This window comes from Streptomyces sp. NBC_00996, from assembly GCF_045162675.1.
Taxonomy (GTDB): Bacteria; Actinomycetota; Actinomycetes; order Streptomycetales; family Streptomycetaceae; genus Streptomyces.
In genome coordinates, this window is the sequence record NZ_CP108723.1 from 2,973,629 (window position 1) to 2,996,053 (window position 22,425).

Here is a 22,425-nt window from a genome sequence, read left to right on the forward strand (position 1 = left end):
GACGGGCGGTGCCCCTCCGCCGTCGCTCCCAATGAGCGATCACCCGAGCGGAGGTTCGAGGCCTGACCCTAGTGACCTTCCTGTGATCAGTTCAAATCCTCATCGGAAAAATTTCGGTCACCGAGCGCATTCTTTGCCGACAACTCACATGCAGTAATGCGCGTCTGACACTACGTTGCGTGAAGGTTTCGCCAATTCGGGCATCTCGCCCGGAGGTTACACATGGGACTTACGTTGCCTATGAGGCGTACACCCCAGATCGTCAACCGCGCGAAAAGCGCTTGAGGAGCACCGCCGAGGCCACCGGCCGCGCACCCGCCTTGGCGATCCCGTCGGCCACCTCACGGTCGGTGGATACCACGATGACCGGCCGCCCCGGCGGCTCGGCCCGAACCAGCTGACGGATCAACTCGTCAGCGGTGACGCCGGGCTTGGAGAACAGCACCCGCACCCCGCGCGGCGGCGCGAGGAGCACGGGAGCGGCCAGCTCGGCCCCGTCGAAGACACACGTCACCTCGGCACCGGTCTGCGCGGCGAGCTGCGAGAGCTGCCCGAGCAGCCTCAGGCGCTGCTTCTCCAGCGGCATCTGCGGATAGCCGGTCTTGGTCACGTTGTAGCCGTCGACCACCAGATGCGCCTGCGGCAGCGCGAGCAGTTGGTCGAGGATCGCCGGATCATTTTCGGACAGGGCGCGGGCGGCGATGTCTTTTGGTGTCATCCGTCCCGGTTCGACCGCATCGACCGTCTCTGCGGGCCGCACCGACACGGGCGGCAGGGCGAGTTCGCGCCGCAGCCCCTGAGTGGCCTCCAGCACGGTGTCGAGCAGCAGCCGCACCCGCATGTCCTCGACGCTGCGCCCCTCGCGCGCCGCCCGCCGGGTCGCCTCCAGGGCCGCCTCGGCCTCGCCCAGCCGCGCCTTGAGCCGCCGGGTCTCGCTTTCGGCGGCGGACACCTGGACCTGCCCCTCCGCCCGTACGACGTCCATCTCGGCCTGGAGCTTGCGCAGCGCCGCCTCGCCGCGCTTGACGTCACTGAGGGCGCCGCGCAGTTTGCGGTGCAGCGATTCCGCTTCCTTCTTCGCCGATTCCAGCTCCGTGCGCAGCCGTTCGGTCTCGGCCTTCGTCTGGCCGCGGGCCTCCGCGAGTTCCTCGCGCAGCCGCTCCAGCTCGGCCCGGCTCTCCTCACCGGCCCGCTCGGCGTCCGCCCGCAGGGCCTCCTCGCCCGCGGCGGTCACCAGCTTCACCCAGCCCGCGGGGCGCAGCACATAGGCCGCGGCGGCCACGTCCAGCGGATCCGCGGCCGGGGGCGGCGCGCCCGAGTCGAGGGCGCCGGCGAGCTCCGGCTGAGCCTCTCTCAGCTTCTCGGCGATGCGCTGTCTGAACAGCGGGTCGGTCTCCAGGGCCGCGGCCATGGCGTTACCGGCGAACTTGGCCCGGCGATTGGGGGCGAACCGGGCGTACTGCCGCAATTGGACAGGAAGTTCGGCAACGGTCAACCCGCCGAACCCGTCTGAAACAATTTGTACGACTCTTCTGCGCACACCATCGGGCAGCGGACGATCGAGCACCTCAGCGGTGCCGTCGTCCGGCTCCCCGCCTGTGGTCTCCACCATCCGTCACCCCAATACCTGTGCGGGGCCCGCTCCCTCAGGAGCCGGCACCCGGCCTGTCCACGAGTTCCACCTGATCCACCGCGTTGCACCAGCGGCAGCGGACCGACTCGATGGTCTCACTGACCACCTCGCGCTCCTCGACCTTCGGCTCACCGGCCAGGTCGAGGTGCACATACTCGACGACCTTCGACGAGCGGGTCACGTCGAAACGCGTGAGGTTGCCGCAGAGCGTGCAGCGCCAGCGAGTCTTGGCGTCCGGCAGGGGAACCGTCATGTGGCAGTCGCTTTCCTTCTAGTGTCCGTCCAGCGCCAGTCTCCCTGGTGCATGTGGCTCGTAACCCTACGGCCTGGCGGGTACCCGACGCTCGGCTGTCCACGGCGGCGAGGCGATCTGTCCGCGTGGCTCCCGTTACGCCATGCTCTGCACCATGATCAGCAACTGGAGTACGACGGTCGGCAGAGCGATTCGAGGACACTCGGCGCCGGTGACCTACGGCCTGATCGCCCTGTGCTGCCTGATCTTCGTGATCGGCCCGGCGGCGGGCCTCAATCCGGCGTACGGAACCGGGGACGAACTGCTGGTCGCCCAGCGGGCCTACTTCCGGAGCTGGGGCGTGCTGCCCACCGAACTCTTCGCCGGTGCGCCCCGCGAGGCGCTCACCCCGGCCACCGCCCTGTTCATCCACGGCAGCTGGCTCCACCTCCTGGGCAACATGCTCTTCTTCTACGTCTTCGGGGCGATGGCCGAGGAACGCATGGGCCACGTGCAGTTCGCCCTCTTCTACGTGGGCTGCGGCTATCTCGCCCTGCTCGGCTACGCGGCCGCCAACGCCGAGTCGCAGCAGTCCCTGGTCGGCGCTTCCGGAGCGATCTCCGCGATCCTCGGCGCGTTCCTGTACCTGTTCCCCAAGGCCCGAGTGACCAGTCTCTTCCCGTTCCTCTTCTTCCTGCCGCTGCGTTTTCCCGCCTGGGTGGTGCTGCCGTTCTGGGTCAGCCTGCAGTGGCTCGCGGCCGGCCGCGACTCATCGGGCCCCGGGGTGGCCTATCTGGCCCATCTGGTGGGCTTCTCGCTGGGGTTCGTCTACGCGTGGATCCGATTCGGCCGTACGACCACCGCACCTTCCCCGGGGGCGCAGCCTCCGACAGCGGATGCGCCTCGGGCCGGGGCCCCGGCGGAACAACCGGCCCGGCTGGACCGCGAGTAGGGTGAGAGCCTCAGCAGCGGCCCCGAGGGAGAGAACCAGCCGTGATCACCGCGATCGTCCTCATCAAGACCAGCGTGGACCGGATCCCCGAGATCGCCGAGTCGATCGCCGCGCTGGACAGTGTCAGCGAGGTCTTCTCCGTCACCGGTACGTACGACTTGATCGCCATGGTCCGGGTGAAGCAGCACGAGGACCTGGCGGACGTCATCCCCGGCCGCATCAGCAAGATCCCGGGCGTCGAGGCGACGGACACGCACGTGGCGTTCCGTACGTACTCGCAGCACGACCTGGAGGCGGCGTTCGCCATCGGCCTGGACGGCTAGTGCCCCAGCAGGCAACGTTCGCCCCGTCGCGACGCCCCGCACGCTCCCCCACTGCCTCAAGGGCGTGGGAGGTGCCCCCCCACTCGCCGCACCGGCCGAAAGCCCAAGTACATCCAGAACGAGGACTTCCGGCCGGCACTCCCCCCAGCCCTCGGCCGGGGGGACCCCCAGAGCACGCACCGGACGCCGCTCCTTGACGGGCAAACGCTGCCTGCCGGGGCACTAGTTCTTTCGCCCCCGCCGCCCCTGCCCGTCCCGTACCTGGGGGCCGCGCCCCCAGACCCCCACTAAAAGATCGCGCAGTTCCCCGCGCCCCTGAAAAGAGGGTGCGGGGAACTGCGCCAGAAGCCCTCAGACCGCCGGGACACAGCGGCCGTCCTCCGTGCGGTACTGCCACTGCGCACCGTCCCGCACCAGTTCCTTCACGGCGCGCACGAAGCGCTCCACGTGCTCGTCGGGCGTGCCCGCCCCGAAGCTCACCCGGATGGCGTTCAGGGACTTCTCGCCGGGCGCGGCCTCGGGCGCACCGCATTCGCCCTGGGCCTGCGGATCACTGCCGAGGAGCGTGCGCACCAGCGGGTGGGCGCAGAAGAGACCGTCGCGCACGCCGATGCCGTACTCGGCGGAGAGCGCGGCGGCGAAGTGCGAGCTGTTCCATCCCTCGACGACGAAGGAGATCACGCCGACGCGCGGGGCGTCGTCGCCGAAGAGGGAGAGGACACGCACCTCGGGCACCTCGGCGAGCCCCGCGCGGACCGTGTCGACCAGGTGCCGCTCACGGGCGACCAGCGTGTCGAACCCGGCCTCGGTCAGCGCCTTGCAGGCCGAGGCGATCGAGTAGGCGCCGATGACGTTCGGAGACCCGGCCTCGTGGCGGGCGGCGCTCTCGTGCCACTCCACGTCCACTCCCCCGTCCTCGCGCCGGGTGACCTTGCGGCTGGCACCACCGCCGGCCAGGTAGGGCTCGGCCTCGCGCAGCCAGTCGGAGCGGCCGGCCAGGACGCCGGACCCGAAGGGCGCGTACAGCTTGTGACCGGAGAAGGCGACCCAGTCGACGCCCAGGTCACGGACGGACACCGGGTGGTGCGGGGCAAGCTGCGCGGCGTCGAGGACGATGCGCGCGCCGTGCGCGTGGGCGGCCGCGGCGAGTTCACGCACCGGCCACAGTTCGCCGGTGACGTTGGACGCGCCGGTGACACAGACCAGCGCCGGACCGTACGGATCCCGGTCGGCGAGCGCGCGCTCCAGGGTCTCGACGGCCTCACCGGGCGTGCGCGGGGCGTTCAGGTACGTCACCCGGGCGCCCCGCCAGGGCAGCAGCGAGGCGTGGTGCTCGGTCTCGAAGACGAAGACCTGGCAGTCGGCCGGAAGAGTGGCGGCGAGCAGGTTGAGCGAGTCGGTGGTGGAGCGGGTGAAGACGACCTGGTCGCCGTCCCGGCAGTCGAGGAACTCGGCGACAGTCCTGCGGGCGTTCTCGAAGAGGTCGGTGGACAGCTGCGAGAGGTAGCCGGCGCCGCGGTGGACGCTGCCGTAGTACGGGGCGTAGGCGGCGACGTCGTCCCACACCCGCTGCAGGGCCGGGGCGCTGGCGGCGTAGTCGAGGGCGGCGTAGGTGACCTCGCCACCGGTGACGAGCGGGACGGTGACATCTCGCCCCAGAACGGGCAGCGGGGAACAAACGGTCTGGTCGGCGGCAGTGGTGGAGACAGACATGGCGAGCTCCTGTGAGAGGCGCGGGGAATCACCACGCGAGCGGGTACACGGGGGTACGGCTCAGCGCGGGAAGGGGTGAAAAAGGGGGTATGCGGAGGCGGGGCTCTACGCCCTATCGCATTCGCTTGCTCACAGAAGGCTCCCTCGAACGACCAGGACCCCTGGGCTGTATCCACTCAAAAGAGGGCGAGGGGTCCGCGCTTGCCGTAGACCTCGCTGCCTACGACCTGGTCTTCACCCGGGGCACCCCGCCACGGACGGAGGGTTGCCGGACAGTCGGCCGGGGCCTCATGACTGTCACTCATGACCTGGACAGGAACCTACGCGAGCTGATCACGGCCCCGCAACTCCTGTCCGGATGACGGGACGCGCCCTGCCGTCGGGATCAGCGCACGAAATGATGCCGGTGCGAGCGCCGGGACCAGCGCATGCCGAACAGCACCAGGTCGGCCACCAGCACCAGCGCGCCGATGATCAGGAGGTAGAACAGCCCCTCCACCGTCGCACCGATGAGCCCGAGGATGACCGCCACGAGGATCAGGAAGAGGAAGAGCGCCATGGGTGACCACATCCTCCGACGGGCCGGTCAGCCGCGCGCGAGACGGCGCCCGTGCTCGGCACCGGACTCGTAGGTCTGGTCGTAGTGTTCGAAGATCTCGTGTTCCCGCTCGACCGGCAGGATGTCGTCCATGCCGATGGACGGTGCCTTCTTCACCTGCCCTCTCGAGTGGGCGACTTTCACATAGCCGGGCCCCAGGGTCGCCTCGTCGAGGGGGACGAAGACGAGCCTGTGCCGGGTCGGCAATCCGGTGCGGACGGAGGCCATGGCAGGCGCGTCGGTGGCGGTGTCCACGTAGACCGCTTCCAGAGCGCCGATCTTGCGACCCCCGGGATCGACCACGTCGCGGTTGCGCCACTCGCGGATATCGGCTGAGTGAATCATGCCTCGCTCCTCGCGGCCCGTGCCCCCGGAGGACTCCACACGGAAGCGGCGTCTCCGCGGGAGAGCTGCCACGTCTTCACTTTACTCCGGCCGCCACCGCGTCCGGCGGCCCGGAGCGCTCCGCCCGGGCCCCCTGCGGGTACCCGGAGCCGGGCGCTCCGAGCCGGGTCCCGTCCGGCGGATCATGCCGCGGGCGCGGGGCTCGGCGCCCCCGCCCCCACGCTCGACCGTGCTCGCGCGGGGGCGGCAGGTCTCAGGCGTTGCTGGCGGCCACCCACCTCTCCAGCGTCCGCTTCGCCGCGCCCGAGTCGATCGACTCCGCCGCCTTGGCCATCCCGGCACGCAGCTGCTCGGCCAACGGTGTCTCGGCCGGCTCCAGGGCCACCAGGGCTGCCGCCGCGTTGAGCAGTACCGCGTCCCGTACGGGCCCGGTCTCGCCGTTCAGCAGGCGACGGGCGACGTCCGCGTTGTACGACGCGTCGGCGCCGCGCAGGGCCTCCACCGGGACGAGGTCGATGCCCACGTCGCGCGGGTCGAAACGCTCCTCGGTGACCTTGCCGTCGCGGACGACCCAGACCCTGGAGGTCGATGTGGTCGTCAGCTCGTCGAGGCCGTCGTCGCCGCGGAAGACCAGCGAGGAGTTGCCGCGCTCGGCGAAGACACCCGCCACGATGGGCGCCATGCGGGGATCCGCGACGCCCACCGCCTGCGCCTTCACCCGCGCGGGGTTCGTCAGCGGACCGAGCACGTTGAACGTCGTCCGGATCCCCAACTGCCCACGCGCTGCCGCCACATGACGCAGCGCCGGATGGAACTTCACCGCGAAGCAGAAGGTGATCCCGGCCTCCTCGGCCACCTCGACGACCCGCTTCAGTGGCAGCTCGAGGTTGACGCCGAGCTTCTCCAGGACGTCCGAGGAGCCGGACGCCGAGGACGCTGCCCGGTTGCCGTGCTTGACGACCTTGGCGCCGGTCCCGGCGACCACGATCGCCGACATGGTGGAGATGTTGACGGTCTTCGCGCCGTCGCCGCCCGTACCGACGATGTCGACGGTCGACCCCGGCACCTCGATCACGTTCGCGTGCTCGTACATCGTCCGGACGAGTCCGGTGATCTCCTCGACGGTCTCGCCCTTGGCCCGCAGCGCCACCACGAAACCGGCGATCTGCGCGTCGGTCGCCTCGCCGCGCAGGATGCGGTCCATCGCCCAGGCGGTGTCGTCCGCGCTCTGGTCACGTCCGTCGAGGAGGCCGTTCAGGACCACGGGCCAGGAACGGCCCGCCGCGATGTCGCCTCCAGCGGGGTTCACAGCGCTCATAAGCCGCTCCTGGGTCCGTCCCGGAAAGGGACTCCTGTAGATGGGAACACCCTATCCAGCCCGGAGCACGGCAAAGAGCCCCCGTCCAGGCAGTGGACGAGGGCTCTTCCCGTGGCGATCAATAAGGATCGGTCAGCAGATCAGTGGTGGCCGTGACCGCTCGTGATCTCCTTGTACTCCTCGACCGTGGGCTTGGGGATCTGGTTGTCCTCCCCGTAGTAGCCCTTGCTGAGCTTGGCGCGCAGCCGCTGCGTGCCCGGCACCCTGCGCTCGACACCGTTCTCGTCGACCGTCGGGCCGATCTCGGCCGGCTTGTACTGCTCGTGCGCGGTGAGGGTGTGCAGCGCGTCCTGGCTGAGCGGCTCGTGCACCTCGATGAACTCACCGTGCGGCAGGCGCTTGATGATGCCCGACTCGCGGCCGTGCAGCACCTTGTCCCGGTCACGGCGCTGGAGACCGAGGCAGATCCGCTTGGTGGCGATGAACGTGAGCACCGGCACGACGAAGAACGCGATCCGGACGAACCAGGTGATCGAGTTGATCGCCAGGTGGAAGTGCGTGGCCCAGAGGTCGTTGCCACCACCGACGAGCAGGACGAAGTACCAGCTGATCCAGGCGGCACCGAACGCGGTCCGGGTCGGGACGTTGCGCGGGCGGTCCAGGATGTGGTGCTCGCGCTTGTCGCCGGTGACCCAGGACTCGATGAACGGGTAGACCGCGATCGCGACCAGGACCAGCGGGAAGATCATCAGCGGGATGAACACGCCCAGGACGAGTGTGTGGCCCCAGAGGTTGATCTCCCAGCCCGGCATGACACGGATCAGGCCCTCGGAGAAGCCCATGTACCAGTCGGGCTGGGCGCCCGTGGAGACCTGGTCCGGACGGTAGGGGCCCATGGACCAGATCGGGTTGATCGAAGCGATCGCCGCGATGGCCGCGATGACACCGAAGACCAGGAAGAAGAAGCCTCCGGCCTTGGCCATGTAGACCGGCAGCAGCGGCATGCCGACGACGTTGTTGTTCGTCTTTCCCGGGCCCGCGAACTGCGTGTGCTTGTGGTAGAAGACCAGGATCAGGTGGCCGACCACCAGGCCGAGCATGATGCCCGGCAGCAGCAGCACGTGCACCGAGTAGAAGCGGGCCACGAAGTCGCCGCCCGGGAACTGGCCGCCGAAGAGGAAGAACGACAGGTACGTGCCCACGATCGGCACGGACAGGACCGCGCCCTCCATGAAGCGGACACCGGTGCCGGAGAGCAGGTCGTCCGGGAGCGAGTAACCGGTGAAGCCGGTGAACATGCCCAGGACGAACAGCAGGAAGCCGAACACCCAGTTGACCTCACGGGGCTTGCGGAACGCACCCGTGAAGAACACACGCATCATGTGCACGAACATGCCGGCGAGGAAGATCAGCGCCGCCCAGTGGTGGATCTGCCGGATCAGCAGACCACCGCGCACATCGAAGGAGATGTGCATGGTCGAGTTGAACGCCTCGGACATCAGCTGTCCCTGCAAGGGGACGTAGCTGCCGTGGTACTCCACCTCGTTCATCGACGGGTGGAAGAACAGCGTCAGGTACACACCCGTGAGGATGATGATGATGAAGCTGTAGAGGCAGACCTCACCCAACATGAACGACCAGTGGTCGGGGAAGATCTTGCGCATGTTGGCCTTGGCCAGGGAGTAGATCCCGAGGCGGCCGTCGGCCCAGTCGGCTACCCGCTCACCGGCGGGTGCCTTCTCGCGCGAGCGCGAGTCGGAGGTGGTCGCAGTGCTCATCCGCGCTCCCAGAATGCAGGACCGACGGGCTCTTCGAAGTCGCCGAGCGCCTCGAGGTAGCCCTCGTCGTTCACACCGATGCGCAGCTGCGGCAGGGCGTGACCGGCCGGGCCGAAGATGACTCGGGCACCGTCGGAGAGGTCGAAGGTGGACTGGTGGCACGGGCAGAGGACGTGGTGCGTCTGCTGCTCGTACAGGGAGATCGGGCAACCGACGTGGGTGCAGATCTTCGAGTAGGCCACGATCCCCTCGTAGGACCACTCGAGTTCCTGCTTGTCCTTGATGTTGTCCGGCTGCAGCCGGACGATCATCAGGGCCGCCTTGGCGATCTCCTGCTGGAAGTCCTCGTCGTGCTCCTCCAGGCCTTCGGGCTTGACGAAGGTGAGCGACCCGACGGCGACGTCCGAGGGACGCAGCGGCTCGTTGGTGTTCATGTTGACGAGCAGCTTGCCCTTGGACCAGAGCGTGTGCCGCAGCTTCGTGCCGGGCAGCGGACCGAGGTCGCGCAGCAGCATGACGCCGGAGAGCGGGAACAGGGCCAGCGCGCCGAACATCGTGTTGCGGATCAGCTTGCGGCGGCCGAGCGCGGACTCCTTGGCGCCCTGCTTGAAGTCGGCCAGCACCTTGGCCTTGACCTCGGGCTCCGCCTCGATCGGGTGACGCTCGTCGGCGATCTCCATGTCGGACATCAGGGTGCGGGCCCAGTGGACCGCGCCCGCGCCGATCGAGAACAGCGCCACACCGAGGGTCAGACCCAGCGCGAAGTTCAGCGCGCTGATGTGCCCGATCGGGAAGACGTAGATCGACTTGTCGTTGGGGATCGCCACATACGAGGCGATGAAGGCGACGGTGGCCAGCATCGACAGCGTGAACAGCATGGCGACCATGCGCTCGGACCGCTTGGCGGCCCGCTCGTCGATGTCCTGGACACGGTGCTCGTGGGGCGGCAGCCCCGGGTCCGCGAACGGGTTCGTCTCGTCCGCGACGGCTACCGCGTGACCGTGCTCGTCGGTGGCCCGCTCAGCGGGCACGTTCTCTTCTGGAATCTCTTGGCTACTCATGACTTCTTGGCCTTTGCGGTCCGAGCGGCGACCCAGACGGCGACGGCGACCAGGGTGCCGAGACCGAAGATCCAGCCGAACAGGCCTTCACTGACCGGCCCGAGGCCGCCCAGTTCGAGGCCGCCGGGGCTCTCGGTGTCGTCACCGTTGACCGCGTCGAGGTACGCGATGATGTCCTGCTTGTTCTTCGACGACAGCGTGGTGTCGGGGAAGGACGGCATGTTCTGCGGGCCGGTCTGCATGGCCTCGTAGATGTGCTTCGGGTCGACACCCTCCAGGCTCGGCGCGAACTTGCCGTGCGTCAACGCACCGCCCTTGCCGGTGAAGTTGTGGCACTGCGCGCAGTTGGTGCGGAAGAGTTCGCCACCCTTGGCGATGTCCGCGCCCTCGGGGCTGACCTGGCTCTTCGTCGGGATCGTGGGACCGGCGCCGAGCGAGGCGATGTACGTCGCGAGCTGGTCGATCTCGGCCTGCGAGTAGATGACCTTCTTCTTCGGGATCTGCACGCCCGGCTGCTGAGCCGGCATTCGGCCGGTGCCGACCTGGAAGTCGACCGCGGCGGCGCCGACGCCCACGAGGCTCGGACCGTCAGTGGTGCCCTGACCGCCGGTGCCGTGGCAGCTGGCGCAGCCGACGGCGTAGAGCTTCTGGCCCTCGTCGATGGCGAGGGACTGGGCGGTTTCGTCGGCCTGCGCCTTGCTCGCGGGTGCGAACGCGGCGTACAGCCCCCCGGTGGCCGCCAGCGCGAGGAGTAGGACGACGACCGCCGCCAGCGGATGGCGTCGTCGTGCGGAGAGCTTTTTCACGGATTACCCCGGTGTCAGGATCTTCTGCGTCGGTGCTTCTGGATGTTTCGGGCGGTGCGCCCGATTACTTGATCAGGTAGATCGTGGCGAAGAGGCCGATCCAGACCACATCGACGAAGTGCCAGTAGTAGGACACGACGATGGCGGCGGTCGCCTGCTCATGGGTGAACCTCCGGGCCGCGTAGGTGCGGCCGAGGACGAACAGGAAGGCGATGAGGCCGCCCGTCACATGCAGTCCGTGGAAGCCGGTGGTCAGGTAGAACACCGAGCCGTACGGGTCGGAGGAGAGCGAGAGCCCGTCCTTCTTGACCAGTTCGGTGTACTCGAAGACCTGACCGCCGATGAAGATCGCACCCATGATGAAGGTGACGATGAACCACATCCGGAGCTTCTTCACATCCCCGCGCTCGGCGGCGAAGACGCCGAGCTGGCAGGTCAGGGAGGAGAGCACCAGGATCGTGGTGTTCGTCGCCGAGAACGGAAGGTTCAGGCTGGACGCCATTTCCTTCCAGTGATCCGGCCCGGTCACCGATCGCAGAGTGAAGTACATCGCGAAGAGGGCCGCGAAGAACATCAGCTCGGAACTCAACCAGATGATGGTTCCGACGCTGGTGAGGTTCGGCCGATTGACCGACGGGTGCGCGTGCCCGGTTTCTACTGTCGTTGCTGTCGCCACGACCGACATTATGTCGGTCGCTTATCCCGCCCTCACCCCGGGGGGTGCCGTTCGGAGTGTTGACGGGGTGTGTCCAGCCCGTATGGCCCATCGAAGGCCTGTCCGAACCGGTGTTGACGAGGTGTTCAAGGGAGTAGCATCCGCGCCATCGGTACCAGTGGTTCCCGACCAAAGACGCGGAGGAACAATGCAGCCGACCGCCACGGTGCTCGTCTACAGCGACGACTCCAACACCCGCGAACAGGTGCGGCTGGCGACCGGGCGCAGGCCCGCTCCGGACGTTCCCTCCGTCGAGTTCATCGAGTGCGCGACTCCCGGCGCCGTCATCAAGGAGCTGGACAAGGGCGGGATCGACGTCTGTGTGCTGGACGGCGAGGCAGTGCCCATGGGCGGCATGGGGGTGTGCCGGCAGATCAAGGACGAGATCTTCAACTGCCCGCCCGTGCTGGTGCTCATCGGTCGGCCCCAGGACGCCTGGCTGGCCACGTGGAGCCGCGCGGATGCGGCGGTGACGCTTCCGGTGGACCCTGTCGAGTTCGCCGCCGCTCTGGCCTCTCTGCTGCGGCGCAAGGCTCTTCTCGGCGCCTGAGAGCTCGGATCGTCGGGTGCTCGGGCGACTGCCGGCCGTCGGTGGCTTGTCGCGCAGTGCACCGCGCCCCTGACGGGGCGCGGTGGCGCGTGCCTGCCTCACACTGACTCGGGACGCAGTCTGGCCCTGTCCTGCGGGGCCGGGCCGTCGGGAGTCCCGCCCACCAGGGCGCTGCCCTGGCGCCAGGTCTTCCAGTTGAGGTTCCAGTCGCCGAAGCCGTTGTCGAACGGGGCCATCGTGGCGCCGTTGGAGTTCTGGACCTTCACGATGTCGCCCTGGCGCACGTTGTTGAAGAACCACTCGGCGTTGGCGGTACTCATCCCGGTGCAGCCGTGGCTGACGTTGGCATACCCCTGTTCGCCCACGGACCAGGGCGCCGCGTGCACGTACTCGCCGCTCCAGGTGACACGGGTCGCGTAGTACACGGGCAGGTCGTAGGAGTCAGCGCTGCCCTCGGCGATGCCGACGGTGGTCCCGCGCATCCGTACGAAGTACTGCTTCTCCAGGATGACCTTGACGCCGTTGCGGGTCTCGTAGCCGGGCTTGCCGGTGGTGACGGGGATCGTCTTGATCACCTGGCCGTTGCGGTAGACCGTCATGGAGTGCGCGGAGGCATCCGTGACGGCGATGAGGCGATCGCCCGTGGTGAGCTGCAGTGACTTGGCGTTGCCGCCCCAGAGGTGGTCGGCGATCTTGATGCCCGCGAGGTTGCTGTGCGCCTGGATGGTGGCGTTCGTGGGCCAGTAGTCCTTGGGGCGGTAGTGCAGCGTCTTGTCGTCCACCCAGTGCCAGGCGCCCTCCGCGGCGGGCACCGAGTCGACCCTGAGGGCGCGTTCGACGATCGTGCGGGCGGCCTTGTCCTTCACGGGGACACTGAGTTCGGCGGTGACGGGCTGGCCGACGCCGTACTTGCCCGCCTCGGGCCCGAACTTCACGTCCAGCTGCTTCTTCGTCTTGGGTGTGGTGGTCTCGAAGTCGAGGACCTTGCGGCCGGGGGCGCCACTTCCGTCCTCGGTGCTCACGCGCACCGTGTAGTGGGCCCCTGCGGCCAGCGGAGAGGTGCTGTGCCAGCGGCTGCCGTCGGCGGCGAGTTCGCCCACGACGTAGCGGCCCGAGGCGTCCGTGACCGTGACGTCGGTGATACGCCCGTCTTCGGTCAGGGCGATGATTTCCAAAGGCTTGTCGGGGTCGACCTTCTTGTTGCCGCTGCTGCCGTTGAAGGAGATCTGTCCCGCCGCGTCGTACGGCTTCGCCGAGAGCGGGTGGTCGTCGGCGCTGCAGGCGATGACGCCCACGCCGAGGGCGACCACCAGCGTGGTGCAGCTGACGACCGTGCGGATGCGCGGTGAGTGGTTCATGGTCCCACGCTAAGAACGACCGTCAACTACAGCACGGCGAGTGACCCGTGTGGGGTACATGGCGTGCGGCTGACGACGGAGCCCGGACACTCCTGGCGGAGTGTCCGGGCTCTCGGGTGGCGCGTGCTACTGCGTGCGGTTCTCACCGTGGTAGTACTCGAAGACCCAGCCCCACAGGCCGATCAGGATGATCGGGGCCGAGAAGTAGAGCAGCCACCAGCCGAAGACGACACCCAGGAAGGCGAGCGCGCCGCCGACGCCGAGCGCGAGCGGCTGCCAGCTGTGCGGGCTGAAGAAGCCCACCTCGCCGGCCTCGTCCGCGACGTCCGCGTCCTTGTTGTCCTGCGCCAGCGCGTCGACCCGCCGGGCCGTGAAGGCCAGGTAGTAGCCGATCATCATGCTCAGGCCGAAGGCCAGGAAGAGCGCCGTGGTACCGGCCGGCTCCTTCGACCACACGCCATAGACGATCGCCATGACGAGGATGAAGACGGCCAGCCAGATGAACATCTTGCCTTGGACCTTCACTTGCCGGCCTCCTTGCCACCAGACAGAGCCGACGTCCCGTGACCGGCGTTCTCGAGCTGGTCGAGAGCGGCGATCTCCGGGTGGTGCAGGTCGAACGCCGGGGATTCACTGCGAATCCGCGGCAGGGTGAGGAAGTTGTGCCGCGGCGGCGGGCACGAGGTGGCCCACTCCAGCGAACGGCCGTAGCCCCACGGGTCGTCGACGCCGACCGGCTTGCCGTACTTGGCCGTCTTCCACACGTTGTAGAGGAACGGCAGGATCGACAGGCCGAGCAGGAACGAGCTGATCGTCGAGATCGTGTTCAGCGCGGTGAAGCCGTCGGCCGCGAGATAGTCCGCGTACCGACGCGGCATGCCCTCCGCGCCCAGCCAGTGCTGCACGAGGAACGTGCCGTGGAAGCCCACGAACAGCGTCCAGAAGGTGATCTTGCCGAGACGCTCGTCGAGCATCTTGCCCGTCATCTTCGGCCACCAGAAGTGGAAGCCGGAGAACATCGCGAACACCACGGTGCCGAAGACCACGTAGTGGAAGTGCGCCACCACGAAGTACGAGTCCGAGACGTGGAAGTCCATCGGCGGCGAGGCCAGGATGACACCGGTCAGACCACCGAACGTGAAGGTGATCAGGAAGCCGGTGGCCCAGAGCATCGGGGTCTCGAAACTCAAGGACCCCTTCCACATCGTTCCGATCCAGTTGAAGAACTTCACGCCCGTTGGCACGGCGATGAGGAACGTCATGAAGGAGAAGAACGGCAGCAACACACCACCGGTGACGTACATGTGGTGGGCCCACACGGTCACGGACAGACCGGCGATGGAGATGGTGGCGGCGATGAGGCCCATGTAGCCGAACATCGGCTTGCGTGAGAACACTGGGATCACTTCGGAAATGATTCCGAAGAATGGTAGAGCGATGATGTACACCTCTGGATGGCCGAAGAACCAGAAGAGGTGTTGCCAGAGCAAGGCTCCGCCATTTGCCGCGTCGAAGACGTGGGCACCGAACTTGCGGTCCGCCTCCAGGGCGAACAGCGCGGCGGCGAGGACCGGGAAGGCCAGCAGGACCAGCACACCGGTCAGCAGCACGTTCCACACGAAGATCGGCATGCGGAACATCGTCATGCCGGGAGCACGCATGCAGATGATCGTGGTGATGAAGTTGACCGAGCCGAGGATCGTGCCGAAGCCGGAGAAGGCCAGACCCATGATCCACATGTCGGCGCCGATGCCCGGCGAGCGGACCGCGTCCGACAGCGGGCTGTAGGCGAACCAGCCGAAGTCGGCCGCGCCCTGCGGGGTGAGGAAGCCACCGACCGCGATGAGCGAGCCGAACAGGTAGAGCCAGTAGGCGAACATGTTCAGCCGCGGGAACGCCACGTCGGGCGCGCCGATCTGCAGCGGCATGATCCAGTTCGCGAAACCGGCGAACAGCGGCGTCGCGAACATCAGCAGCATGATCGTGCCGTGCATCGTGAACGCCTGGTTGAACTGCTCGTTCGACATGATCTGCAGACCAGGCCGGGCGAGCTCGGCGCGCATGAGCAGCGCCATGACGCCGCCGATGCAGAAGAACGCGAACGACGTGACCAGATACAGCGTGCCGATCGTCTTGTGGTCAGTGGTGGTGAGCCACTTGATCACGACGTTGCCGGGCTGCTTGCGCCGTACCGGCAGCTCGTTCTCGTACGAGTCTTCGGCGGCACCCTGGGGTTCGTTGAGGATGCTCACAGGTTGTTCGTCTCCCGGTTCTTCTCGTGGCCCGTCTGCTCAATGCCGGCCGGGACGTAACCGGTCTGACCCTTCGCCGCGAGCTCCTTGAGGTGGGCCTCGTAGCGCTCAGGGGAGACGACCTTCACGTTGAAGAGCATCCGGGAGTGGTCGACGCCGCAGAGTTCGGCGCACTTGCCCAGGAAGGTGCCCTCCTTGTTGGGGGTCACCTGGAAGGAGTTGGTGTGGCCCGGGATGACGTCCTGCTTCATGAGGAACGGCACCACCCAGAAGGAGTGGATGACGTCACGCGAAGTGAGAACGAAGCGGACCGTCTTGCCCTTGGGGAGCCAGAGGGTCGGGCCGGGGTTGTTGGTCTGCGGGTTCCGCGTGCCGGGCGTGCCGACGTCGTAGACACCGCCGGCGTTCGCCGGGAAGTCCGCCTTGAACCGGTCCGGAATGGCTGCCAGGTTCTTGTCGGTCTTCGCGTTCCCGGTGGAACCGGGAACGTCCGCGATGTAGTTGAAGCCCCAGCTCCACTGGAAACCGACCACGTTGACCGTGACGTCGGGCTTCGGGGAGAGGCTGAGGAGCTTCGACTCGTCGCGGGCGGTGAAGTAGAACAGCACCGAGACGATGATGAGCGGGACCACGGTGTACAGCGCCTCGATGGGCATGTTGTACCGGGTCTGCGGAGGAACTTCGACCTTGGTGCGGCTGCGCCGGTGGAACATGGCGCTCCACAGGATCAGGCCCCACACCAGCACGCCTACGGCGAGCGCCGCCGCCCAGGACCCCTGCCACAGGGAGAGGATCCGCGGAGCCTCTTCCGTGGCCGGGGTGGGCATACCAAGGCGGGGGAAGTCTTCCCAGTTGTACGAGCAACCGGTGGCTGTCGCCAGGACCAGGCCCGCAGTCATTGCCTGCAGCAGCTTCCGCCGCATCGGGCGCCGCGGCGAGCGGTCGGAGCCGTTGGGACTCACGTAGCGCCTTCCCGAGAGTCTCGCCCGCGCTGGTTGGCTACGGCCTTCTCGCTGGTCGCTCGCCGCCCTGGCACACGGGCAGGGGTTTGGATGTTTATGCGGACCAAACCCTACTGGACGCTATTTGGGGTCGCGCGGGGAGGGTGCCCAACGCGCCGCGGGTCACCCCGAAGGGGTGGGATGCCCGGCTCCGGGGGGCTTTCTGACGGGGGGTTCGGACGCCTCGCAGCCCGGTCGACCAGGCCCGTCGGCGACCGCGGGCCGCCTGTGGCTGATCGCGCCGCTCCCCGCGCCCCTCGGGGGAGCTCTCCTTGCCGGAGGACTTAGCGTTGAGGTGTGGCCTACTTCGATGCTGCTTCCGCTGCTCCCCTCCACCCCGTCGCCCGGCAGGCCCTGCAGGCCTCGCTCGACGAGGGGTGGGCCGATCCCGCCCGCCTGTACCGGGAGGGACGGCGAGCGCGGCTGCTGCTCGACGCGGCGCGTGAGGCGGCGGCCGAGGCGGTGGGCTGCCGCCCGGACGAGCTGGTCTTCACCTCCTCCGGTACGCGGGCGGTGCACACCGGGATCGAGGGCGCGCTGGCCGGCCGCCGCCGCGTCGGACGCCACCTGATCGTGTCAGCGGTCGAACACTCGTCGGTGCTCCATTCGGCAGACGTTCACGAGGCGGCGGGGGGTTCGGTGACCGGGATCCCGGTCGACCGTGCGGGCCGGGTGTCCCCGTCCGCGTACGCGCACGCCCTGCGCCCCGACACCGCTCTCGCCTGCCTGCAGTCCGCCAACCACGAGGTGGGTACGGAGCAGCCGGTGGCCGCGGTGGCCGAGGCCTGCCGGGCGGTGGGGGTGCCGCTGCTGGTCGACGCGGCGCAGTCGCTGGGCTGGGCGCGCGTCGAGGGCGACTGGTCCTTGTTGACGGCAAGTGCCCATAAATGGGGTGGGCCCTCGGGCGTCGGACTGCTCGCCGTACGGAAGGGGACCCGGTTCTCGCCTCAAGGCCCCCCGGACGAGCGGGAGTCGGGAAGGGCGGCCGGGTTCGAGAACATCCCCGCCGTGGTGGCAGCGGCGGCCTCGCTGCGCGCCGTACGCGCCGAGGCGGCCGCTCAGGCCGGGCGGCTGCGGGAACTGACGGAGCGGATCCGCGGGCGAGTCCCCGAACTGGTCCCGGACGTGGAGGTGGTCGGCGACGCGGTCCACCGGCTGCCGGGGATCGTCACCTTCTCCTGTCTCTATGTCGATGGAGAGACACTGCTCCACGAACTCGACCGCGCCGGCTTCTCGGTCTCCTCCGGTTCGTCCTGCACCAGCAGCACGCTGACGCCCAGCCATGTACTGAAGGCCATGGGTGTCCTGAGCGAGGGCAACGTCCGTGTGTCGCTGCCGCCGGGCACGGCGGAAGAGGACGTCGACCGCTTCCTGTCGGTCCTGCCCGGTGCCGTCCTGGCGGTCCGCGAGAAGCTGGGGGCCCCGGCGACACCGACGACGACGTCCGCGGCCGCCGACACCCTCGTCGTGGACGCGCTGGGCAAGCGGTGCCCGATCCCGGTGATCGAGCTGGCGAAGGTCATCGGGGATGTGCCGGTGGGCGGGACCGTACGCGTCCTCTCCGACGACGAGGCGGCCCGGCTCGACATCCCGGCGTGGTGCGAGATGCGGGGGCAGAAGTACATGGGTGAGGAGCCGGCGGAGAAGGGGACGGCCTACGTGGTGCGGCGGTTGGCCTAGGTGATAAGTGGTGCGGCGGCCGGCCAAGGTGTTACGTGGTGCGGCGGCCGGCCAAGGTGTTACGTGGAGCGGCGGCCGGCCTCAGTGTATTGATCACGCCGGCTTCGGGCTGCGGCGCCTCACAACTGCTGCCGCGGCCCGGGCGTGATCCGAAAGGCAGGCCTTGGGCACACCCGCGAGTGAAGGGGTGCCGAGGCGCCCCTTCACTCGCGGGTGTGCCAGTGGATCAGGCCAGGTGAGCCTGGACCTCGGCGGCGGCGTCATGGCCGTACGCCTTGGTGAAGCGGTCCATGAAGTGGGCGCGGCGGAGCTGGTACTCCTGGGTGCCGACCGTCTCGATGACCAGCGTGGCGAGCATGCAGCCGACCTGGGCGGCGCGCTCCAGCGGGACGCCCCAGGCGAGGCCGGAGAGGAAGCCCGCGCGGAACGCGTCGCCGACGCCCGTGGGGTCGGCCTTGCGCTCCTCCTCCGGGCAGCCGACCTCGATGGGCTCCTCGCCCGCCTGTTCGATGCGCACGCCCTGCGCGCCGAGGGTCGTCACACGGTGCCCGACCTTGCCCAGGATCTCCTCGTCCGTCCAGCCGGTCTTGGACTCGATGAGCCCCTTCTCGTACTCGTTCGAGAAGAGGTACGTCGCTCCGTCCAGCAGTATCCGGATCTCGTCGCCGTTCATCCGGGCGATCTGCTGCGAGAAGTCGGCGGCGAAGGGAATCGTGCGGGAGCGGCACTCCTCGGTGTGGCGGAGCATCGCCTCGGGGTCGTCCGCGCCGATCAGGACCAGGTCGAGGCCGCCGACCCGGTCGGCGACGGCCTTCAGCTCGATGAGACGGGCCTCGCTCATCGCGCCCGTGTAGAACGAGCCGATCTGGTTGTGGTCGGCGTCGGTGGTGCACACGAAGCGCGCGGTGTGCAGCACCTCGGAGATGCGGACCGAGTCCGTGTCGACGCCGTGGCGGTCCAGCCACGCGCGGTAGTCGTCGAAGTCGGAACCCGCCGCCCCGACCAGGATCGGCCGGGTGCCGAGCTGGCCCATGCCGAAGGCGATGTTCGCGCCGACCCCGCCCCGGCGCACGTCGAGGTTGTCGACCAGGAAGGAGAGGGAGACCGTGTGCAGCTGATCCGCGACCAGCTGGTCGGCGAAACGGCCGGGGAAGGTCATGAGGTGGTCGGTGGCGATGGAGCCGGTGACTGCGATACGCACGGCTAGGACACGCTCCTGCGAGGGGAGAGGATTGACAGTTCACGCTACCCGGTCCGCACGGGCCTGCTGAAGCGGGCAAAACTACCCGATAGTAGATCTTTCTTCGTAAGGGCAACGGTGCATACGGTTCCGGTATGACGAACCTCAAGGTCCACGGCTCCGCTCCGCTCGACCTCGAAGGCGATCTGGCGTCGCTCCGCGGCGACTGCGCCCGGATGGCCCGGCACTGGTCGGCTCCCGCCAAGGTCACTTCCCTCCCGGTGTCTCCGGCACGCATCCACGGGGTGACCGTGCCGCCGACTTCCGCACGGCTGCTGGACGCGATGTCCGACTACGGCGACTGATCCGCGTACGGCCGATCGGGCGGCGCCGAACGGGGGAATTCGGCGAGCGCTCGCAGGGAACCGCGCGCTCCCCCGCTGCGTCCCATCGCTGTCCCCCGTAAAGGGGATGCGGTATACGACCCTCAGCGCCCCTGTGTGACAGGGCCGGGTCATGGGACAGCAGTGAAGCCGAAGGAGCGATGCGGTGAGCACCGAGCGACCCGACAACGACGCGAGCGAGCCCGTCGAGGGTGCCGCCGTGGGTTCTGCCGAGGGTCCGGGCGAGGGTCCCTCCGAGGGCGCCGAGCCGACCGCACCGCGCCGTCGGCATTCCCCGGCGATCGTCGCCTCGGTCGCGGCCGCGGTCCTGCTGGTCGGGGGCGGCGGGGCGTACTTCGCGGCCACGGCGTCCGGCGGGAACGGCCGCAGCGGCTCGGGGGCCCCCGGCGGCGACGGCACTCCCCCGCCGCTCGCCCTCGACGGCTACTCCGAGGGCACCACGAGCGCCACGGGCGGCACGAACGGCATCGCGCCCGGCGAGCCCAACCCGTACGGCGCGACCTACCACGCGGACGGCAAGCTGCCGGGCGGCCCGGACTCGGCGCCCGTGTACTGGGCGAAGGGCGAGGTGACGAAGGCCGAGGTGGCCCGACTGGCGAAGGCCCTCGGCCTGGCGGGCACGCCGAGGCTGGTCGGGGACGGCTGGATCGTCGGTTCCACGAAGGACGGTTCGGAACCGAATCTGCGGGTGAGCGTGAACGCGCCCGGCATCTGGACCTTCAGCTCGTATCTGCCGGGGACCGACAACTGCCCCAAGGGCAAGCGCTGCGTCCCCGTCGGGTCCGGCGGCCTGGCGGGACTGCGCCCCGGGGCGGTGAGCGAGGAGGAGGCCAAGAAGGCGGCCGCTCCCATACTGAAGGCGGTCGGCCAGGACGACGCGAAGCTGGACGCGAGCCAGCTCATGAACGACGACCGGGTACGCGTGGTGAACGCGGACGCGGTGGTCGGCGGGCTTCCGACCTACGGCTGGACCACCGGTCTCCAGGTCGACTCCGAGGGCAAGGTCTTCAGCGGCAGCGGCCAGTTGAAGGCGCCGGTTAAGGGGGACACATACCCCGTCATCAGTGCGCGCAAGACGCTGGACCTGATGAATGGGTCGGCCTCCGCGTCGGGCGGTGGACGCAAGGGCATCGGCGGCTGTGCCAGCCCCGTACCGCTGAAGGACCGCGACGAGATGCCGTGCGAGCACTCGACGGTGACACCGGCTCCTCAGGCAGTGACCGTCGAGAAGGCCACCTTCGGGCTGGCGACGCACTACGCGCACGGGCGGCAGACGCTGGTGCCGTCCTGGCTGTTCGAGGTGCGGACGCAGGGGGCGGACGACAGCTTCACGGTGACGCATCCGGCTGTCGACCCGCGGTATCTGACCGCACCGACGGCCCCCGGGCAGCCGAGCCCCACGCCGACCGCGCCGGGCGACGAGCCGACCGCGGCGCCGACCTCGCGCGACGTCAAGGTGCAGGGCTACACCGTCGACGGGCAGGACCTGACGGTCGGTTTCACGGGCGGGGTGTGCGCGGACTACTCGGCCTCGGCGAGCGAGAGCTCGGACAAGGTGACCGTCACGGTGACCGAGAAGCCCTGGCCGGAAAAGATCTGCATCCTGATCGCCAAGATCTACGAGAAGACCGTCCATCTGGACAAGCCGCTCGGCGACCGCAAGGTCGTGGGATCGGACGGCAAGGAGATCCCCGAGGGGAAGGTGCCCGGCGCCTCGGTGCAGTCGCCGTCGGCGGCCCAGAAGGCGACGCAGCCCCAGTAGCGGCCGGCGCTCCGGATACGCGAAGGCGGCGTCCCTGTCGGAGGGGGACGCCGCCTTCGTACGCGTTCAGCCGTATGCGTGCAGCCGGGCGTGCTCAGCCGTGCGCCGCGGGCTCGGCGACGGTGAGCCGGGGGCTTAGCTGAAGGAGTCGCCGCAGGCGCAGGAGCCCGTCGCGTTCGGGTTGTCGATCGTGAAGCCCTGCTTCTCGATGGTGTCCACGAAGTCGATGGACGCGCCGCCCAGGTACGGGGCGCTCATACGGTCGGTGACGACCTTGACGCCACCGAAGTCCTTGACGACATCGCCGTCGAGGGAGCGCTCGTCGAAGAAGAGCTGGTAGCGCAGGCCGGAGCAGCCGCCGGGCTGAACGGCGACGCGCAGTGCCAGATCGTCGCGGCCTTCCTGGTCGAGCAGGGCCTTGACCTTGGCCGCGGCGGCGTCGGACAGGATGATGCCGTCGCTCACGGTGGTGGTCTCGTCCGATACGGACATCTGCTTCTCTCCCGGGTTGTACGGAGACTGCTTGCCGACGGTTGCAACCGGCGGGGCCGCGGATTCATTCCGGGCCGAGCGCTTGTCTTTGCCTTCTCACTTCATGCTCGCACATGCGCCCGGACGCGAACACCGACCTGTGGACAAGCCCACGGACAACCCGGCCGACACCTGATGTCACCTGCCGTAGCGGCGACCGGGATTCACGTCACATCGACGCTATGGACATCGTCAACGTGACGTGAAGCGGTTATGATAGATAGCGTCAATTC

22 protein-coding genes and 1 riboswitch are annotated in these 22,425 nt (G+C 68.5%); of the genes, 6 read left to right on the plus strand and 16 right to left on the minus strand.

Annotation, left to right across the window (positions count from 1 at the left end):
* Positions 1 to 262: 262 nt before the first annotated feature.
* On the minus strand, positions 263 to 1,612 hold the full coding sequence (locus tag OG390_RS14020) for an NYN domain-containing protein (RefSeq protein WP_406167946.1): 1,350 nt from the start codon (positions 1,610 to 1,612) through the stop codon (positions 263 to 265).
* A gap of 34 nt (positions 1,613 to 1,646) precedes the next feature.
* Positions 1,647 to 1,886 (minus strand): hypothetical protein, encoded by a 240-nt coding sequence (locus OG390_RS14025; protein WP_037624014.1) that lies wholly within the window; start codon positions 1,884 to 1,886, stop codon positions 1,647 to 1,649.
* A gap of 154 nt (positions 1,887 to 2,040) precedes the next feature.
* On the opposite strand from OG390_RS14025, the gene OG390_RS14030 reads away from it, so the two are divergent.
* On the plus strand, positions 2,041 to 2,817 hold the full coding sequence (locus OG390_RS14030; protein ID WP_406167948.1) for a rhomboid family intramembrane serine protease: 777 nt from the start codon (positions 2,041 to 2,043) through the stop codon (positions 2,815 to 2,817).
* A 41-nt stretch (positions 2,818 to 2,858) separates the two neighbouring features.
* Positions 2,859 to 3,140 carry an Lrp/AsnC family transcriptional regulator gene (locus tag OG390_RS14035; protein WP_399078284.1) on the plus strand — a complete coding sequence of 94 codons (282 nt, stop codon included), beginning with the start codon at positions 2,859 to 2,861 and terminating at the stop codon, positions 3,138 to 3,140.
* 351 nt (positions 3,141 to 3,491) lie between these two features.
* On the opposite strand, the gene OG390_RS14040 is transcribed toward OG390_RS14035, so the two are convergent.
* The 8 genes from OG390_RS14040 to OG390_RS14075 form a co-directional block, all read right to left on the minus strand.
* Positions 3,492 to 4,853 (minus strand): aminotransferase class V-fold PLP-dependent enzyme, encoded by a 1,362-nt coding sequence (locus tag OG390_RS14040; RefSeq protein ID WP_406167950.1) that lies wholly within the window; start codon positions 4,851 to 4,853, stop codon positions 3,492 to 3,494.
* Between the two features lie 192 nt (positions 4,854 to 5,045).
* Positions 5,046 to 5,162: riboswitch (SAM riboswitch) on the minus strand.
* Between the two features lie 76 nt (positions 5,163 to 5,238).
* On the minus strand, positions 5,239 to 5,412 hold the full coding sequence (locus OG390_RS14045) for a hypothetical protein (RefSeq protein ID WP_399078288.1): 174 nt from the start codon (positions 5,410 to 5,412) through the stop codon (positions 5,239 to 5,241).
* Positions 5,413 to 5,439: 27 nt separating this feature from the next.
* Positions 5,440 to 5,796 (minus strand): PRC-barrel domain-containing protein, encoded by a 357-nt coding sequence (locus OG390_RS14050; protein ID WP_399078290.1) that lies wholly within the window; start codon positions 5,794 to 5,796, stop codon positions 5,440 to 5,442.
* 253 nt (positions 5,797 to 6,049) lie between these two features.
* Entirely contained in the window at positions 6,050 to 7,114 is a 1,065-nt protein-coding gene (trpD, locus tag OG390_RS14055; RefSeq protein WP_406167953.1) for an anthranilate phosphoribosyltransferase, read from the minus strand.
* 140 nt (positions 7,115 to 7,254) lie between these two features.
* Positions 7,255 to 8,892 (minus strand): cytochrome bc complex cytochrome b subunit, encoded by a 1,638-nt coding sequence (locus OG390_RS14060; RefSeq protein ID WP_406167955.1) that lies wholly within the window; start codon positions 8,890 to 8,892, stop codon positions 7,255 to 7,257.
* Positions 8,889 to 9,953 carry a Rieske 2Fe-2S domain-containing protein gene (locus OG390_RS14065; RefSeq protein ID WP_406167957.1) on the minus strand — a complete coding sequence of 355 codons (1,065 nt, stop codon included), beginning with the start codon at positions 9,951 to 9,953 and terminating at the stop codon, positions 8,889 to 8,891. The genes OG390_RS14060 and OG390_RS14065 overlap by 4 nt, the downstream gene beginning before the upstream one ends.
* Positions 9,950 to 10,759, minus strand: a complete 810-nt coding sequence (locus OG390_RS14070) for a c-type cytochrome (RefSeq protein WP_406167959.1) — start codon at positions 10,757 to 10,759, stop codon at positions 9,950 to 9,952. Before OG390_RS14070 ends, OG390_RS14065 begins: the two co-directional genes overlap by 4 nt.
* A 64-nt stretch (positions 10,760 to 10,823) precedes the next feature.
* Positions 10,824 to 11,444, minus strand: coding sequence for a heme-copper oxidase subunit III (locus OG390_RS14075; RefSeq protein WP_399078300.1), 621 nt, complete (start codon positions 11,442 to 11,444; stop codon positions 10,824 to 10,826).
* A gap of 178 nt (positions 11,445 to 11,622) precedes the next feature.
* Here OG390_RS14075 and OG390_RS14080 point away from each other — a divergent pair, with 178 nt between their 5' ends.
* Entirely contained in the window at positions 11,623 to 12,024 is a 402-nt protein-coding gene (locus tag OG390_RS14080) for a hypothetical protein (protein ID WP_399078302.1), read from the plus strand.
* 98 nt (positions 12,025 to 12,122) lie between these two features.
* Here OG390_RS14080 and OG390_RS14085 read toward each other — a convergent pair whose 3' ends face one another.
* The 4 genes from OG390_RS14085 to coxB all read right to left on the minus strand — a co-directional run bounded on the left by OG390_RS14085 (position 12,123) and on the right by coxB (position 16,596).
* Positions 12,123 to 13,382: an Ig-like domain-containing protein gene (locus tag OG390_RS14085; RefSeq protein WP_406167961.1), complete on the minus strand. Its 1,260-nt coding sequence runs from the start codon at positions 13,380 to 13,382 to the stop codon at positions 12,123 to 12,125.
* 126 nt (positions 13,383 to 13,508) lie between these two features.
* Positions 13,509 to 13,907, minus strand: coding sequence for a cytochrome c oxidase subunit 4 (locus OG390_RS14090; RefSeq protein WP_189190454.1), 399 nt, complete (start codon positions 13,905 to 13,907; stop codon positions 13,509 to 13,511).
* Positions 13,904 to 15,634, minus strand: coding sequence for a cytochrome c oxidase subunit I (gene ctaD, locus OG390_RS14095; RefSeq protein ID WP_399078307.1), 1,731 nt, complete (start codon positions 15,632 to 15,634; stop codon positions 13,904 to 13,906). The genes OG390_RS14090 and ctaD overlap by 4 nt, the downstream gene beginning before the upstream one ends.
* Positions 15,631 to 16,596: a cytochrome c oxidase subunit II gene (gene coxB, locus OG390_RS14100; RefSeq protein ID WP_399078309.1), complete on the minus strand. Its 966-nt coding sequence runs from the start codon at positions 16,594 to 16,596 to the stop codon at positions 15,631 to 15,633. Before coxB ends, ctaD begins: the two co-directional genes overlap by 4 nt.
* Positions 16,597 to 16,932: 336 nt before the next feature.
* On the opposite strand from coxB, the gene OG390_RS14105 reads away from it, so the two are divergent.
* Positions 16,933 to 18,315: a cysteine desulfurase/sulfurtransferase TusA family protein gene (locus tag OG390_RS14105; RefSeq protein WP_406167964.1), complete on the plus strand. Its 1,383-nt coding sequence runs from the start codon at positions 16,933 to 16,935 to the stop codon at positions 18,313 to 18,315.
* Positions 18,316 to 18,541: 226 nt separating this feature from the next.
* Here OG390_RS14105 and OG390_RS14110 read toward each other — a convergent pair whose 3' ends face one another.
* Positions 18,542 to 19,516 carry a carbohydrate kinase family protein gene (locus tag OG390_RS14110; protein WP_399078313.1) on the minus strand — a complete coding sequence of 325 codons (975 nt, stop codon included), beginning with the start codon at positions 19,514 to 19,516 and terminating at the stop codon, positions 18,542 to 18,544.
* A gap of 134 nt (positions 19,517 to 19,650) precedes the next feature.
* Here OG390_RS14110 and OG390_RS14115 point away from each other — a divergent pair, with 134 nt between their 5' ends.
* Both OG390_RS14115 and OG390_RS14120 read left to right on the plus strand, forming a co-directional pair.
* On the plus strand, positions 19,651 to 19,860 hold the full coding sequence (locus OG390_RS14115; protein WP_406167966.1) for a hypothetical protein: 210 nt from the start codon (positions 19,651 to 19,653) through the stop codon (positions 19,858 to 19,860).
* A 184-nt stretch (positions 19,861 to 20,044) separates the two neighbouring features.
* Complete coding sequence (locus OG390_RS14120; protein WP_406167968.1) at positions 20,045 to 21,661, plus strand: hypothetical protein; 1,617 nt, start codon at positions 20,045 to 20,047, stop codon at positions 21,659 to 21,661.
* A gap of 135 nt (positions 21,662 to 21,796) precedes the next feature.
* Here OG390_RS14120 and OG390_RS14125 read toward each other — a convergent pair whose 3' ends face one another.
* Positions 21,797 to 22,153 (minus strand): iron-sulfur cluster assembly accessory protein, encoded by a 357-nt coding sequence (locus OG390_RS14125; RefSeq protein ID WP_028805207.1) that lies wholly within the window; start codon positions 22,151 to 22,153, stop codon positions 21,797 to 21,799.
* Between the last annotated feature and the right edge of the window lie 272 nt (positions 22,154 to 22,425).

What these genes read in the sequence shown, in the direction of transcription:
- OG390_RS14060 (WP_406167955.1), bottom strand. Translation starts at nt 8,892, where the DNA reads ATGAGCACTGCGACCACCTCCGACTCGCGCTCGCGCGAGAAGGCACCC.
- OG390_RS14065 (WP_406167957.1), bottom strand. Translation starts at nt 9,953, where the DNA reads ATGAGTAGCCAAGAGATTCCAGAAGAGAACGTGCCCGCTGAGCGGGCC.
- OG390_RS14045 (WP_399078288.1), bottom strand. Translation starts at nt 5,412, where the DNA reads ATGGCGCTCTTCCTCTTCCTGATCCTCGTGGCGGTCATCCTCGGGCTC.
- OG390_RS14040 (WP_406167950.1), bottom strand. Translation starts at nt 4,853, where the DNA reads ATGTCTGTCTCCACCACTGCCGCCGACCAGACCGTTTGTTCCCCGCTG.
- trpD (WP_406167953.1), bottom strand. Translation starts at nt 7,114, where the DNA reads ATGAGCGCTGTGAACCCCGCTGGAGGCGACATCGCGGCGGGCCGTTCC.
- OG390_RS14075 (WP_399078300.1), bottom strand. Translation starts at nt 11,444, where the DNA reads ATGTCGGTCGTGGCGACAGCAACGACAGTAGAAACCGGGCACGCGCAC.
- OG390_RS14125 (WP_028805207.1), bottom strand. Translation starts at nt 22,153, where the DNA reads ATGTCCGTATCGGACGAGACCACCACCGTGAGCGACGGCATCATCCTG.
- OG390_RS14020 (WP_406167946.1), bottom strand. Translation starts at nt 1,612, where the DNA reads ATGGTGGAGACCACAGGCGGGGAGCCGGACGACGGCACCGCTGAGGTG.
- OG390_RS14025 (WP_037624014.1), bottom strand. Translation starts at nt 1,886, where the DNA reads ATGACGGTTCCCCTGCCGGACGCCAAGACTCGCTGGCGCTGCACGCTC.
- OG390_RS14050 (WP_399078290.1), bottom strand. Translation starts at nt 5,796, where the DNA reads ATGATTCACTCAGCCGATATCCGCGAGTGGCGCAACCGCGACGTGGTC.
- OG390_RS14085 (WP_406167961.1), bottom strand. Translation starts at nt 13,382, where the DNA reads ATGAACCACTCACCGCGCATCCGCACGGTCGTCAGCTGCACCACGCTG.
- OG390_RS14115 (WP_406167966.1), top strand. Translation starts at nt 19,651, where the DNA reads ATGACGAACCTCAAGGTCCACGGCTCCGCTCCGCTCGACCTCGAAGGC.
- OG390_RS14030 (WP_406167948.1), top strand. Translation starts at nt 2,041, where the DNA reads ATGATCAGCAACTGGAGTACGACGGTCGGCAGAGCGATTCGAGGACAC.
- OG390_RS14080 (WP_399078302.1), top strand. Translation starts at nt 11,623, where the DNA reads ATGCAGCCGACCGCCACGGTGCTCGTCTACAGCGACGACTCCAACACC.